Genomic DNA, 13480 nt, shown 5'->3' with positions numbered 1-13480 from the left:
TCAGTGGCGGTACGCGGCCATCGCGATCTCGAGGAACGAGCGGATCAACGGGTTGGTGTCGCCCTCGTTGAACACCGCGACCACTCGGCTTGGCGCCATGTCGACCAGCGGAATCGCGGCCAGGTTCTCGGGCAGGTCGTGTCCGAGTGGGGCCAAGCCGACCGTGCTGTTCCAGAGCACGGCCTGAAGGCATTCCTGGACGACGCGCACCACCGGGCCCTCGCGCGGCGTGCCGCCGTTCCAGTACGACTGCCAGATCGGGTCGGTTCCCTGCGGGAACTGGAACCAACGGCGGTCGGCCAGGTCGGCCAGCTTCAGGTGGTCGCGACGGGCCAGTGGATCGTCGGCGCGCAGTACCGCACCGACCGGATCGGTGCGCAGCTCACGCACCGTCAGGGCGGTGTCGTCGAACGGCGCACGGGTCACGGCGACGTCGACCATTCCGGCGCGCAGCCCGCAGGTCGGGTCGGTCAGGTCCGTGTTGCGGATGTGGATGTCGACGCCGGGGTGGCTTCGGCGGAAGACGGCCGCCAGCTTGCTGATGCCGGGGTCGGTGCCGTCGCCCAGGATGCCGATGGTGAGGGTCGCGGCGCCGGCCGCCGCGGCCACGCGGACGCGGACGCGGTCGGCCTGGTCGAGCAGGGCCCGCGCTTCGTCGAGCAGCACTGCCCCCACCGGGGTGAGCGCGATACCGGCAGGCGAGCGGGCGAACAGCAGGGCGCCGACCTCTGTCTCCAGCTGCTTGATCGCCCGGCTCAGCGGCGGCTGGCTCATGTGCAGCCGGGCGGCGGCCCGGCCGAAGTGGAGTTCCTCGGCGACCGCGACGAAGTAGCGCAGGGTACGTAGCTCCACGCGGCAACGATACCCGCAAGGTATCGGCGTGGCGGAACAGGTCTTGGACACTCGCAGGGCCCTGGCGGTGCACTCGGAGCATGACCGACGAAGCGAAGTTCAGTGAAGCGAAGATCAGTGAAGCGACGAAGACCAGTGAAGTGAAGACCAGTGAACCGCAGGTCGGCCCCGAGGTATCGGTGATCGGCCCCGACGTATCGGTGGTCGGCCCCGACGACGGGGAGACGATCGTCATGGGGACCACGCGCATGCGCGTTCTCGAAGACGGCAGTCACACCGGGCATCGTCTGGGGATGGCCGAGTCCGTCCTCGCCCCGCACACCGACGGACCGCCGCAGCACCGCCACGCCCAGCACGACGAGGGCTTCTACATCATCTCCGGCACGGTGCGGTTCACCGTCGGGGACAAGGGCTACGACGCGACCGCGGGCACGCTCGTGATGGTCCCGCCCGGTGCCCCGCACACCTTCGCCAACCTGACCGACCAACCCGCCGTCATGCTCAGCACGTTCACCCCCGCCCTGTATGTGCAGTACTTCCGAGACCTCCAGCGCATCACCGCCGACGGCACGCCGCTGACACCCCAGGCCGCCATCCACACGATGAGCCGCTACGCCACCGAGCCCGCTACCGACTTCGCCTGAAGCCCCGACGAGCCGACACCGCCCGGCTGCCCGCCACCGGACCGGGAACAGCCAAGGCCGCGCTCCCGCCTCTCGGCGTCCGGGTCGCTCACACACGCTCACATGCCGTTTTCGGGCACTTCTCCCGGAGCCGGCGGGTCACTGTCACCCACAAACGGTGACCATGAAGGGAAATCATGACCATCGTCTACTGGATCGTTGCCGGACTGCTCGCCTCCTTCTACTTCTACGCGGGCGTGGTCAAGGTGATCCGCAGCCGCGATCGGCTCCGCCCGATGATGGCTTGGGTGGACCGCATACCGCTACCCGCCGTCAGGGCGCTGGGAACGCTCGAAGTTCTGGGCGCCGTCGGACTGCTACTGCCGCCGGCGACCGGCATCGCGCCTTGGCTGGCTCTGGCCGCGGCCATCGGGTTCGTGCTCCTACAGATCGGTGCGATCACCGTGCACCTGACCGGCGAAGACCGCCAGGTCATGCTCAACGTCGGGCTCATCGCCACTGCCGCTGTGACCATCTGGCCGGCCACCAGCTGGCTGTGACCGAGCAGAACTCTCGACCGGCAGATGCGCTGTCAGTTGATTGTCAGTCGCTCCCTTGCATGCCGAATGGCCTGGGAAGCGCCGTGCCCTGACCAACGGCCGCGGATGCCGCTGCCGGCGTCGTTGACCGGCGGCCACCGCAATGGGGGGCGGCGATCCGGCGTCTGGGGCGGGGGCCCGTGAAGCGGAAAGTCCGCTGCCCTGGTGCGTCACACCGGGGCAGCGGACTTTCTTGGCGCAGGCGCAGGCGCAGGCGCAGGCGCAGGCGCTGGGCGGGACGAGTCCTCGCCGGGTGGAGAGCAGTCAGCGGCTGTAGATGGCCATGATGGGGTCGCTGTCGTCGCAGCACACCTCGTGGTAGCCGTTCGCCTGGGCCTGCGGGAGTTGCTCCGCTTCGCACGCCGCCTTCGAGGGGTACTTCGGGCACCGACGGGGACTGAGCTGGTCCCGCTTGGTCCCGCTCAGAGATCTTCTTGGCTCATGTCCAGGGCAGTGCCCAGGTGGTCAGCCGATGGGGTTGACGAAGGTGGCCGGGTGGGTGGCGCCGGTCTGGTCGACGAGCGGACCCCAGGGCCACTTCAGGGTCAGCGCGGTGGTCTCGTTCGGCGGGGTGACGACCGCGGAGGCGGGCATCCAGGGGTGCGCCTCGTCCTTCCTGGCCATGGCGAGGTTGATCGTGAAGTCGGTACTGTCCCCGGGCTCCAGGGTGATCGAGCTGTGCTTGGCCGACGAACGGCGCAGCGACCAACTCTGACTGCCGTTCTCGGACTTGAGGTCCACGCCCGGGAATCCGCCGATCTTGCAGGTGCTGCTGCCCTTGTTGGTCAGCACGATGCTGGTGGTCGTCGCACCGTCCGCGTCCGGGGTTGCATCGCCGCCTGTGGCGAACGACGCCTTGAGGCCGGAGGTGTGGCAGCGCTGGACGCCCGAGCCCGACCCACCACCGGTAGCCGCCTGCGCGCCGCCCGGCTGCTTGCCCGCAGCGCCCGCCTTGGCCTCGACCTTCGCGTCGACTTTGGCGTCGACCTCGGCACCGGGGCCCGCCTGGCCATCGGAGCCCTGGGCCCCGGCGGAGGAGCCCGCGCCGCCGGACTCTGCGGCGGCCACGCCCGTGTCCGTGCGGCCCGCGGGCTTGGCGCCGGCGGCGTCCGAGCCGGAGCAGGCGGTCAGGGTGAGGCCGGCGGCTGCGGTCAGGGCCGCGGCGGCAATGCGCAGCGTGCGGCGACGAGCGGTACGGGCGGTGGTGGTGGCGCTCATGTGGTGTCCCCCGGGGCAGTCGGTGTCGTTGGCTCTTCGGTACGTCACCCACTTTGGTCTGGGCCACTGTTGCGAGGCTGCTGCTCCACTAACGTCCGGCTAACAGGGGCGTGATGAGGGGAAGGACGTCAAGGAGAACCCGAAGAGGCAGGCGTAGCCGCCTAGTTGGGAAGAAAACGCCCAGCCGCTTGCGGAAGCAGGGGCATCCGACAGGCCCTACAAGCGCCCGACAGGCCCGACAGCCAAGGTCATAGCCATAGCCACAGGCGTCCCGCCCCACAGCGACCGGAACGGTCAGGACACTCAGCAGTTACGCGACCCCTCGGACACCTCCAAGGCCTCCCAGAGCGGGGGCGGGGCGGGGCGAGGACAACCATGCGGAACCTAGGGCCTGACCATGGGCCGCTCCCTCCGCAGCCCGGCCGGGACTGCGGGCCTGACTGGTTACCGGTGTCTTACGAGGCGCCCTTCCCCACGCCCCGACGGGGTGGCTGCGGGTTTGCTGTACGCATGAGGGGCCCGCCGATAGCGGTCGGCCCCCTGTCCCCTTCAGGAGGCCCTGGTGTCCCGAGTGTCCCGCCGTACCGTCGTGCCCCTCCTTCTCGTGCTGGTGGTCGTCGCCGGAATCGGGCTTTATCTCTTCCAGCCTTGGAAGGCGTTCACCGACACCACGGTGAACGAGGCGTTGCCCACGGCATCCGCCCCCGAAGTGAAGGGCGGGGAACCGTCGATGAAGAGCACGAGACCGAAGGACCTCGCCGAAGGCCGCTTCGTCACCCACGAGCACGACACCAGTGGCACCGCCCGTACGGTCCGGCTGGCGGATGGCGGCCAAGTGCTGCGGCTGGAGGACCTCAAGACCTCCGAGGGGCCGGATGTACGCGTCTATCTTTCGGCCCGGGCCGCCGATGCGGCCAAGGCCGGGCTCGATGACGGGGCAGTCGCGCTGGGGAAGCTCAAGGGGAACCTCGGAAGCCAGAACTACACCGTCCCGGCCGGCACGGACCTGTCGAAGCTCCGCAGCGTCGTGATCTGGTGCGAGCGGTTCTCGGTCTCCTTCGGCGCCGCCGATCTCGCCCCGGTGTCCGGCTGACCCGTTGAACATCTGGATATGCACACGCGTAGCGGCTCTGCCACAACGTCTGCGAAGCCACCTCGGTGGCGGCCGGTGGCAGCCATTGGCGGCTTGATACCCGCTCCCACAGCAGACTGCGATACGTGTCGTAGTTGTAGTCCCGGTCGGCGAACGGCCGCTTCGGTCGGTGGCGTGGGCGATCGCGCCCGTCTTGGCTTCCTCGGCGGCAACGGACCTGCCCACCGTCCTTCGCCCGAGCCCCTGTCAGGTGGTCTTGATCTGGCCTCCGTCGATGACGAATTCGGCGCCGGTGATGTTGCCGGCACGCGGGGAGGCCAGGAAGGCAACGAGGTCGGCCACCTCCTGGGGTTCGGTGATGCGTCCGGTGGAGATGCCCATCTGCTGGGGTACGACCTGGTCCAGGGCCTCCTGTGCCGTGCCGCCCGCACTGGCCGCGACGGTGTCGGCGAAGGCGCCGGGGGCAGTCCAGAACGGGGTGCGTACGGGGCCGGGAGCGACGGCGTTGACGCGGACGCCACGGGGAGCGAACTCCTCCGACAGAGCTTTGGTGAGGTTGCTCAGGGCGGCCTTGGCCGCTGAATAGTCCACCACCATGGGGAACGGCAGGCGGGCGTTGACCGAGCTGATGTTGACGATCGCGCCCTCGCCGTGGGCCAGCAAGTGTGGCAACGACGCACGGCTGGCGCGCACCGCGCTCAGGAATGTCATGTTGAGGGCGTGCGTCCACGCTGCGTCATCGACGTCGAGGAAGCTGGAGCGTGGGTTGGTGGCGCCGACGTTGTTGACCAGCACGTCGATCCGGCCATGTCGGTCTGCTGCCTCCTGGGCCAGCGTGTCGGCACCGTTGGCGTCGGCCAGATCCACGGAGTGGAAGGTGACGTCGTATCGCTCGCGCAGGGCTGCCAGCTCAGTGGTTTCCGTACGGCTGCCGACCACCACGCGCGCGCCCTCACGGCCGAGTGCCTCGGTGACGGCCAGCCCGATGCCCTTGCTGCCTCCAGTGACAACGGCGACCTTGTCCGTCAGGTTCAGCTCCACCGGGATCTCCTCCTGCGTCACGCTTCCAGCATGAATAAATGCGTCTGAATCGGTCGTACTGGGTGAGTGTCCGCTCTCGTTTCGGAGCAGCCCCGTCGCCACGCGGCCTGCGCTGAGGATTCCCGCCCACCAGCACCCTTCGGGGGCCTTGGGACCTCACGGTTCCGTCGGCGGTCGGGTCGTGACGGCGGGGTCGCCGGACACCTCCTGACGCAGCACCGGCTGGGGGTGTTCTCGTAGAGCCGGTCGTCGAACATCAGCTAATGCCCGGGTCGGCTGTTGCCGAACCACTGGTGGGCCAGTTCATCGGCGATCAGGCGTTCCGAGGTGCGTGCGCCGTCGAGGTGGTTGGTGCCGAAGGTAGTCGTGCCCTGGGCCTCCACCGGGAGACCGGTTCGCGAACCGCAGACGACGGGGCCGTGCCGGAGGCCGCCTGCCGGCCTTCGACAAGACCGCCACCCTCCACCAAGCAGCACCCCACCTCGCAACCATCCACATCTGGACCGCACGACGACCCGAAAGAAACGGCCTGGGTCCCCTGGTGCGGCGGGGCGGGGTGGACTTACTAGGACGTCCAACTATATGTTCGTGGGCAAGGCCCGCGGTGCAGGGAAGCCGGCGTGAATCCGGCGCGGTCCCGCCACTGTGACCGGGAAGTGTGCTCTTCGAGCAGGACAGGCCACTGACGGAGAAGTCCGTCGGGAAGGCCGGAGGGCGCGCGCTGATCCGGGAGTCAGGATACCGGCCGCGGGGTGTTCCGTGTTGTCCACGAGGATGGAGCAGACACGCATGGCACCGGTCCGTACCCACGACCCAGGTGATCCGGCGGAGCAAGCGGTGGCGCACGCCAACCCCTAGTTCCGCGACGGCTCTTCGGCCTTCGCGTCCCACGGCCTGCCCGTACGCGCACCCCACCGGGTGTGGTCTGCGGCCTGCCGTGCCATCCCCGGATCGCACCTGACGAGAGCAGGCTCTCATGGTCCGTGAACTGACACATTTCATCGGCGGCAAGCATGCACCGGGAACGTCGGGGCTCTTCTCCGACGTGTACGACCCCAACACCGGCCTGGTCCAGGCCCGTGTCCCGCTGGCCGGGCGGGCCGACACCGAGCGGGCAATCGCCGACGCCGAGTCGGCACAGCAGGAGTGGGGCGAGTGGAATCCGCAACGCCGCGCCCGGGTCCTGCTGAAGTTCCTCCAACTCGTCGACGGGGAGCGGGAGTCGCTGGCCCGGCTGCTCTCCGCCGAGCACGGCAAGACCGTCGCCGACGCGCACGGTGACCTTCAGCGCGGCCTGGAGGTCGTCGAGTTCGCCGCCGGGATCCCCCATCTGCTCAAGGGGGAATTCACCGACAACGCGGGCGGCGGTATAGACGTCCATTCGCTGCGCCGTCCGCTCGGTGTCACGGCCGGCATCACCCCGTTCAACTTCCCCGCGATGATCCCGCTGTGGAAGGCGGCGCCGGCCATCGCCTGCGGCAACGCCTTCATCCTCAAGCCGTCGGAGCGCGATCCGTCCGTACCGCTGCGGCTCGCGGAACTCTTCCTGGAGGCCGGTCTGCCGCCCGGTGTGCTGAATGTGGTCAACGGCGGTAAGGAGGCGGTCGACACGCTCCTTGCGGATCCCCGCGTGCAAGCCGTCGGCTTTGTGGGCTCCACCCCGATCGCCGCCGACATCTACGCCACCGCCGCCGCGCACGGCAAGCGCGCCCAGTGCTTCGGGGGCGCCAAGAACCACATGATCGTGATGCCGGACGCCGATCTCGACCAGACCGTCGACGCCCTGATCGGCGCCGGGTACGGATCGGCCGGCGAACGCTGCATGGCGATCTCCGTTGCCGTTCCCGTGGGGGAGGACACCGCCGATCGCCTGGTCGCCCGCCTCAAGGATCGTATCGCCATGCTGCGGATCGGTGCCTCCGATGACCCGGACGCCGATTTCGGTCCGCTGGTGAGCCGGGACGCCCTCGACCGGGTACGCCGCTACGTCGACATCGGCGTCACCGAAGGAGCCGAACTCGTCGTAGACGGGCGCGACTTCACACTCCCCGGGTATGAGAACGGGTTCTTCGCGGGTGCCTCGCTCTTCGACCGGGTCGCCCCCGCGATGCGGATCTACCGGGAGGAGATCTTCGGCCCGGTCCTCTGTGTGGTGCGCGCCGCCGACTACGAGGAGGCACTGCGGCTGCCCAGCGAGCATCCGTACGGCAACGGGGTGGCGATCTTCACGCGGGACGGGGACACGGCCCGTGACTTCACCCGCCGCGTCAACACCGGCATGGTCGGCGTCAACGTACCGATTCCGGTCCCTGTCGCCTACCACACCTTCGGCGGCTGGAAGCGGTCCGGCTTCGGCGACCTGAACCAGCACGGACCGGACGCGATCCGCTTCTACACCCGCACCAAGACCGTCACCTCGCGCTGGCCCTCCGGGGTCAAGGAGGGCGCGAGCTTCACCATCCCGACGATGGGATGAGCCCGATGAACAGTACTCTCACCAAGGACCAGCTCGCCCTGGCCGAGGTCACCCTCGACTTCACCGAGGAACACCTCACGCCGCACGCCGTCGCCTGGGACCGCGACAAGCACTTCCCCGTCGATGTCCTGCGCAAGGCCGCCGGCCTCGGCCTCGGCGGTGTCTACGTGCGCGAGGCATCCGGCGGCTCCGGCCTCACCCGCAGCGACGGGGCACTCATCTTCGAGGTCCTGGCGACCGGCTGCCCGTCCATCGCCGGTTACCTCTCCATCCACAACATGGTCGCCTGGATGATCGACCGGTACGGCGACGAGGGGCAACGCGTCCGCCGGCTGCCGGATCTGTGCTCCATGGAGGCGCTGGGCAGCTACTGCCTGACCGAACCGGGCGCCGGATCGGACGCCGCGGCACTGCGCACCCGCGCCGAACGCGACGGCGACCACTACGTCCTGAACGGAGTCAAGCAGTTCATCTCCGGAGCAGGCGCGGCGCAGGTCTATGTCGTGATGGCGCGCACCGGCGGGGGAGGGCATGACGGGATCTCCGCGTTCGTCGTCGAACGGGACGACCCTGGACTGTCCTTCGGGCCCAATGAACAGAAGATGGGCTGGAACGCGCAGCCCACCCGGCAGGTGATCCTCGACGACGTACGCATCCCGGCCGACCGCCTGCTCGGGGCCGAGGGGGAGGGCTTCCGCATCGCCATGTCGGGCCTCAACGGCGGCCGCCTCGGCATCGCCGCCTGCTCCTTGGGCGGCGCGCAGAACGCATTGAACCGCAGCCTGTCCTACCTCGCCGACCGGGAGGCGTTCGGCGCTCCTCTCCTGGACGCGCAGGCGCTCCGGTTCCGGCTCGCCGACATGGCGACCGAGCTCGCCGCGGCCCGCGCCCTGGTACGGCAGGCCGCCGACGCGCTGGACCGTGACGACCCGCAGGCGCCGCAGCTGTGCGCCATGGCCAAGCGGTTCGCCACGGACACCGGCTACTCCATCGCCGACCGGGCACTGCAAATGCACGGCGGCTACGGCTATCTCAGCGAGTACGGCATCGAAAAGATCGTCCGCGACCTTCGGGTCCACCAGATCCTGGAAGGAACCAACGAGATCATGCGCGTCATCGTGGCCCGCGGGCTCACGGAGGTCGTCCGATGAGCGGAAACGAGGACACCGTACTGGCGGCCGTCGAGGGCCGCACGGGGCGTATCACCCTGAACCGGCCCCGGGCCCTCAACGCCCTCACCCACGAGATGGTGCACAGGATCGCCACGGCCCTCGATGCATGGGAGCACGATCCGGCGGTCGAGACCGTGGTGATCACCGGAGCCGGAGAGCGCGGTCTGTGCGCCGGCGGTGACATCCGTGGGATCTATGAGGACGCACGTGGAGGCGGCGGCGACGCCTCGGCTGCCTTCTGGCGCGACGAGTACCGGCTCAACGCCCGGATCGCCCGCTATCCCAAGCCCTATGTGGCCCTCATGGACGGCATCGTGATGGGCGGCGGAGTCGGCGTCTCGGCGCACGGCAGCGTCCGCATCGTCACCGAACACTCCCGGATCGCCATGCCGGAGACCGGCATCGGCTTCGTGCCCGACGTCGGCGGTACCTATCTGCTGTCTCTGGCCCCGGGGCAGTCGGGCACCCATCTGGCGTTGACCGGGACGGCCGTGGGAGCTGCGGACGCGCTGCTGTGCGGGCTCGCGGACCACTTCGTCCCGGCACACCGGCTGCCGGAACTGAGCGAGGCCCTTGCCGTGAGGGAGGTGACCGACGTACTCCCCGCATTCGTCGGTGAGGCGCCCCCCGGTGAACTGGGCGCGCACCAGGAGTGGATCGATCACAGCTATACCGCCGACACCGTCGAGGAGATCGTGAACCGGCTCCTCGGGAGCGGCGCCCCGGAAGCGAAGGCGGCAGCTGAATCGATGCTCGCCAAATCGCCCACCGCACTGAAGGTCACGCTGGCCGCACTGCGCAAGGCGCGCGGCCTGGGACCGCTGGAGGCAGTCCTTGAACAGGAGTACCGCGTCTCCTGCGCGGCACTGTCCGCCCCGGACCTGGTGGAGGGCATCCGCGCGCAGGTGATCGACAAGGACCGGACGCCGCGCTGGACGCCCGCCACCCTCACCGAGGTGACGGACGACGACGTGGCCCGCTTCTTCGCCCCGCTCGGTGACCGGGAACTGACCCTGGCCACCGGCGACTCCCCGCAGGAGGTTCCGTGGTGAGCAGGGTCATCGCCTTCATCGGCCTCGGCCACATGGGCGGCCCGATGGCCGCCAACCTGGTGAAGGCCGGGCACCGGGTCCTCGGGTACGACCTGGCGGCGGAGTCTCTGGCGGGTGCCACGGTGGCGGGCATCGAGGCCGCCGGATCGGCTGCGGCGGCCGCGTCCGGCGCGGACGTGGTGATCACCATGCTCCCCGCGGGCCGGCATGTCCTCGCGCTCTACCGCGACGAGGGGCTGCTGGCGGCAGCCAGGCCGGGCACGCTGTTCATCGACTGCTCCACCATCGATGTCGCGGACGCCCGCATCGCTCACGAGGCTGCCATCGCTGCTGGTCACCGGGCATTGGACGCACCGGTCTCGGGCGGCGTGGTGGGAGCCGAGGCGGCGACGCTGACCTTCATGACGGGCGGAGGCGCGGCCGAGTTCGCCGAGGCCGAGCCGCTGCTGTCCGCGATGGGCAGGAAGGCGGTCCACTGCGGTGCCGCGGGGGCCGGACAGGCCGCGAAGATCTGCAACAACATGATCCTCGGCATCTCCATGATCGCCGTCAGCGAGGCATTCGTCCTCGGCGAGAGCCTGGGCCTGTCCCATCAGGCGCTCTTCGACGTGGCCTCCACCGCGTCCGGCCAGTGCTGGGCCCTGACCGTCAACTGCCCGGTGCCGGGACCCGTCCCCGGCAGTCCCGCCAACCGCGGCTATCTCCCGGGCTTCGCGGCGCCGCTGATGGCCAAGGACCTCGGCCTGGCCGCCAATGCGGTCCGTACGGGCGGCGTGCGTGCCGAACTCGGCCTGAAGGCGTCGGAGTTGTATGCCGCGTATGCGGCGGGAGCCGGGGCCGACGAGGACTTCTCCGGGATCCTGCGGGCCCTGCGGGACGGAGTGGTGGCCGAGCCGGGAGTCGAGTCCGGGGCCGAGCCCGGGGCCGAACCCAGGAGCGACACGAAAGGAGACACCAAAGGAGGCACCCTCGCATGACCCACCCCTACGAGACGGCTTACGGGACCATCCGCGTCGAGGGCAAGGGCCGTACCGCCCTGGTGACCCTCCATCGCCCCAAGGCGCTCAACGCACTGAGCCTGGAAGTGATGACCGAGGTCGTCGCAGCAACCGAAGCGCTGGACCGGGATCCGGAGGTCGGCTGCATCGTCCTCACCGGGTCGGCGAAGGCCTTCGCGGCCGGAGCCGACATCAAGGAGATGGCCCCTCAGGGCTATCTCGACATGTACCTGAGTGACTGGTTCACCGCTTGGGACCGGCTCGGGCAACTGCGCACCCCGACGGTCGCGGCCGTCTCCGGCTTCGCGCTGGGCGGCGGCTGCGAACTCGCCATGCTCTGCGACATCCTGCTGGCCGCCGACACCGCCGTGTTCGGCCAGCCGGAGATCAAGCTGGGCGTCATCCCGGGCATCGGCGGATCCCAGCGGCTGACCCGCGCAGTCGGCAAGGCCAAGGCGATGGAGATGTGCCTGACCGGCCGCACCATGGACGCCGCCGAGGCGGAGCGGGCCGGCCTGGTCTCACGGGTCATCCCCGCGGACGACCTGCTCGACGAAGCCCTCGCGGTCGCCGACACCGTCGCGGGGATGTCGCTGCCCGTCGCGATGATGGCGAAGGAGGCGGTCTCCCGCGCCTTCGAGACGACCCTCACCGAGGGAGTCCGCTTCGAACGGCGGTTGTTCCACGCGGTGTTCGCGACCGCGGACCAGAAGGAGGGAATGAGCGCCTTCGTCGACAAGCGGCCGCCGGACTTCGTCCACTGCTGAGCGGGCGGGGCCGTGTTCGGTGTGAGCCCTGTCGACGGAAACAGGGCTCACACCGAAGGTGGTGCGGGCTCAGCACTCTCGTCACCGGCAGACCGACGGGCCCGGGAGCCGCGTCGGCAGGGAGCACGCCTCACAGTCCCGCATGGCCCGCATGGCCCGCACGGCGGTCGGCGTCACATGCTCCGGATTTCGCGGGCCGATCCCGATCACGCGGACCCGACGCGGACCCTCCCGGTCATGACGACACCGCCCCGGACGGCCCCGTCGCACACACGGCCGGGCCGGGGCGGCCGAGCGCAGGGCCGCTGTCCGGGGTGTCCAGGCTGTCCGGGCCGTCCGCGTCGGCCTCCCCCTCCCCGCCGGTCTCTCCCGGGTACATGATCTGTACGTCGCGCAGCAGGCCGTCCACCACCTCGTCGAGATCGAGGCGCTTCTCCACCGAACGCAGGCCGGTCAGTCCGGCCCGGAGGGAGACCCGGGGCGGCGCGAGGAGCTTGCAGCAGTCCTCGTCGGGCAGCACGGAGATCTCCGCGGTGCCGATGGACCGGGCCTCGTCGATGATCTCCTGTTTCTCCCAGCCGACCAGCGGCCGCAGCACCGGCAGGGTGGCGGCCTCGTCGACGGCGGCCATGTTCGCCAGGGTCTGGCTGGCCACCTGCCCCAGGCTGTCACCCGTCACCAGGGCCTCCGCCCGGGTCCGGCCCGCCAGCGCGGAAGCGGCGCGGACCATCAGCCGTCGCTGCGCGACGACCTGGAGCCGGCCGGCCCCCGCGATGGCCAGCTGCTTCTGGGCGTGGCCGAGTGCGATGACGTGCAGCCGCCCGCCGGGCTGGTAGCGGTTGAGTTCACGGGCGAGGGCGTACGCCTTGTACACGGAAGCGGCGTCCGTGTACGGAGCGCCGGTGAAGTGGACGAAGTCGCAGTGCAGTCCGCGACGCATCGCCCGGTAGGCCGCCACCGGCGAGTCGTAGCCACCGGAGAGCAGCACCAGGGCGCGTCCGCTGGACCCGACGGGCAGGCCGCCCGGTCCCGGGTGACGGGTCCAGGAGACATAGCTCTCCTTGCGGTCGATCTCGACCGAGATCCGTACATCCGGACTGGAGAGGTTCACCGGCAGTGGCCCCAGGGCCTCCCGGACGCGCGCCCCGAGAAAGCGCTCGAACTGCGACGAGGTCATCTCGAAGCCCTTGTCCCGGCGCTTGACCCGCACGGCGAAACTGATGCCGGGCCGCTCGGCGCGGGCTCCGGCGACCGCGTCCACGGCTGCCTCGGTGATGTCCGTAACGGTGCTCGGGACGCGCAGGGCTGGCTCCACCGAGTTGAACCCGATCACCCGGCGGGCGCGCTCCACAAGAACCTCCAGGGCGACCTCACCGCCGAGCACAGTCACGTTCTGGCCGGACTTGATCCACGTGGAACCGCCGACGCCCCGCAGAGCGCGGCGGAGGTTGTCGTGGAGCCGCTCGGTGAACGAGTGCCGGTTGCGGCCCTTGAGGAAGATCTCACCGTGTTTGAGCAGGACACAGGGCCCACTCGGGCGGGGCGCCCTGGGGGAGGGGAGGGACGGAATGCTCGGTTCGCCGGGCACG

At 69.8% G+C, this 13480-nt stretch carries 13 protein-coding genes and 1 riboswitch; of the genes, 8 read left to right on the top strand and 5 right to left on the bottom strand.

The window, feature by feature from the left end; translation table 11 throughout:
- Window positions 1-852 carry a LysR substrate-binding domain-containing protein gene (locus M8I34_RS02475; RefSeq protein WP_250047639.1) on the bottom strand — a complete coding sequence of 284 codons (852 nt, stop codon included), beginning with the start codon at window positions 850-852 and terminating at the stop codon, window positions 1-3.
- 80 nt (window positions 853-932) lie between these two features.
- Here M8I34_RS02475 and M8I34_RS02470 point away from each other — a divergent pair, with 80 nt between their 5' ends.
- Together M8I34_RS02470 and M8I34_RS02465 are read left to right on the top strand one after the other, a co-directional pair.
- Window positions 933-1496, top strand: coding sequence for a cupin domain-containing protein (locus tag M8I34_RS02470; RefSeq protein ID WP_374210842.1), 564 nt, complete (start codon window positions 933-935; stop codon window positions 1494-1496).
- A 176-nt stretch (window positions 1497-1672) separates the two neighbouring features.
- Window positions 1673-2035, top strand: coding sequence for a DoxX family protein (locus tag M8I34_RS02465; RefSeq protein WP_250047638.1), 363 nt, complete (start codon window positions 1673-1675; stop codon window positions 2033-2035).
- A 504-nt stretch (window positions 2036-2539) separates the two neighbouring features.
- Here the strand turns inward: M8I34_RS02465 and M8I34_RS02460 are convergent.
- Window positions 2540-3292 (bottom strand): DUF4232 domain-containing protein, encoded by a 753-nt coding sequence (locus tag M8I34_RS02460; RefSeq protein WP_250047637.1) that lies wholly within the window; start codon window positions 3290-3292, stop codon window positions 2540-2542.
- A 562-nt stretch (window positions 3293-3854) separates the two neighbouring features.
- On the opposite strand from M8I34_RS02460, the gene M8I34_RS02455 reads away from it, so the two are divergent.
- A complete protein-coding gene (locus M8I34_RS02455) occupies window positions 3855-4385 on the top strand; it encodes a DM13 domain-containing protein (protein WP_250047636.1) in 531 nt (176 codons plus the stop codon).
- A 246-nt stretch (window positions 4386-4631) separates the two neighbouring features.
- On the opposite strand, the gene M8I34_RS02450 is transcribed toward M8I34_RS02455, so the two are convergent.
- Together M8I34_RS02450 and M8I34_RS41195 are read right to left on the bottom strand one after the other, a co-directional pair.
- A complete protein-coding gene (locus M8I34_RS02450; RefSeq protein WP_250047771.1) occupies window positions 4632-5426 on the bottom strand; it encodes an oxidoreductase in 795 nt (264 codons plus the stop codon).
- Between the two features lie 260 nt (window positions 5427-5686).
- Window positions 5687-5809, bottom strand: a complete 123-nt coding sequence (locus M8I34_RS41195; RefSeq protein WP_284049896.1) for a hypothetical protein — start codon at window positions 5807-5809, stop codon at window positions 5687-5689.
- A gap of 195 nt (window positions 5810-6004) precedes the next feature.
- A riboswitch (cobalamin riboswitch) is annotated at window positions 6005-6191 on the top strand.
- A 211-nt stretch (window positions 6192-6402) separates the two neighbouring features.
- On the opposite strand from M8I34_RS41195, the gene M8I34_RS02445 reads away from it, so the two are divergent.
- The 5 genes from M8I34_RS02445 to M8I34_RS02425 are packed head-to-tail and all read left to right on the top strand — an operon-like array spanning window position 6403 to window position 11891.
- On the top strand, window positions 6403-7902 hold the full coding sequence (locus tag M8I34_RS02445) for a CoA-acylating methylmalonate-semialdehyde dehydrogenase (protein ID WP_250047635.1): 1500 nt from the start codon (window positions 6403-6405) through the stop codon (window positions 7900-7902).
- 5 nt (window positions 7903-7907) lie between these two features.
- The gene (locus M8I34_RS02440) at window positions 7908-9053 is read left to right on the top strand and encodes an acyl-CoA dehydrogenase family protein (protein ID WP_374210841.1); all 1146 of its coding nucleotides are present in this window, start codon (window positions 7908-7910) and stop codon (window positions 9051-9053) included.
- Window positions 9050-10126: an enoyl-CoA hydratase/isomerase family protein gene (locus M8I34_RS02435; RefSeq protein WP_250047633.1), complete on the top strand. Its 1077-nt coding sequence runs from the start codon at window positions 9050-9052 to the stop codon at window positions 10124-10126. The genes M8I34_RS02440 and M8I34_RS02435 overlap by 4 nt, the downstream gene beginning before the upstream one ends.
- Window positions 10123-11103 carry a 3-hydroxyisobutyrate dehydrogenase gene (mmsB, locus tag M8I34_RS02430; protein ID WP_250047770.1) on the top strand — a complete coding sequence of 327 codons (981 nt, stop codon included), beginning with the start codon at window positions 10123-10125 and terminating at the stop codon, window positions 11101-11103. Before M8I34_RS02435 ends, mmsB begins: the two co-directional genes overlap by 4 nt.
- A complete protein-coding gene (locus tag M8I34_RS02425; RefSeq protein ID WP_250047632.1) occupies window positions 11100-11891 on the top strand; it encodes an enoyl-CoA hydratase in 792 nt (263 codons plus the stop codon). Before mmsB ends, M8I34_RS02425 begins: the two co-directional genes overlap by 4 nt.
- Before the next feature lie 235 nt (window positions 11892-12126).
- Here M8I34_RS02425 and thiI read toward each other — a convergent pair whose 3' ends face one another.
- Window positions 12127-13479 carry a tRNA uracil 4-sulfurtransferase ThiI gene (thiI, locus tag M8I34_RS02420; RefSeq protein WP_250047631.1) on the bottom strand — a complete coding sequence of 451 codons (1353 nt, stop codon included), beginning with the start codon at window positions 13477-13479 and terminating at the stop codon, window positions 12127-12129.
- Window position 13480 lies beyond the last annotated feature (1 nt).

The sequence above is a fragment of the Streptomyces sp. MCA2 genome (assembly GCF_023544705.1).
Lineage (GTDB): Bacteria > Actinomycetota > Actinomycetes > Streptomycetales > Streptomycetaceae > Streptomyces > Streptomyces decoyicus.
Note: the sequence above shows the minus strand (reverse complement) of the source record. Positions and strands in the feature narration are given on the sequence as shown.

Excerpts from the sequence above, each read along its gene's own strand:
- M8I34_RS02460 (WP_250047637.1), bottom strand. The coding sequence starts at position 3,292 with ATGAGCGCCACCACCACCGCCCGTACCGCTCGTCGCCGCACGCTGCGC.
- M8I34_RS02470 (WP_374210842.1), top strand. The coding sequence starts at position 933 with ATGACCGACGAAGCGAAGTTCAGTGAAGCGAAGATCAGTGAAGCGACG.
- M8I34_RS02425 (WP_250047632.1), top strand. The coding sequence starts at position 11,100 with ATGACCCACCCCTACGAGACGGCTTACGGGACCATCCGCGTCGAGGGC.
- M8I34_RS02465 (WP_250047638.1), top strand. The coding sequence starts at position 1,673 with ATGACCATCGTCTACTGGATCGTTGCCGGACTGCTCGCCTCCTTCTAC.
- M8I34_RS02435 (WP_250047633.1), top strand. The coding sequence starts at position 9,050 with ATGAGCGGAAACGAGGACACCGTACTGGCGGCCGTCGAGGGCCGCACG.
- M8I34_RS02445 (WP_250047635.1), top strand. The coding sequence starts at position 6,403 with ATGGTCCGTGAACTGACACATTTCATCGGCGGCAAGCATGCACCGGGA.
- M8I34_RS02440 (WP_374210841.1), top strand. The coding sequence starts at position 7,908 with ATGAACAGTACTCTCACCAAGGACCAGCTCGCCCTGGCCGAGGTCACC.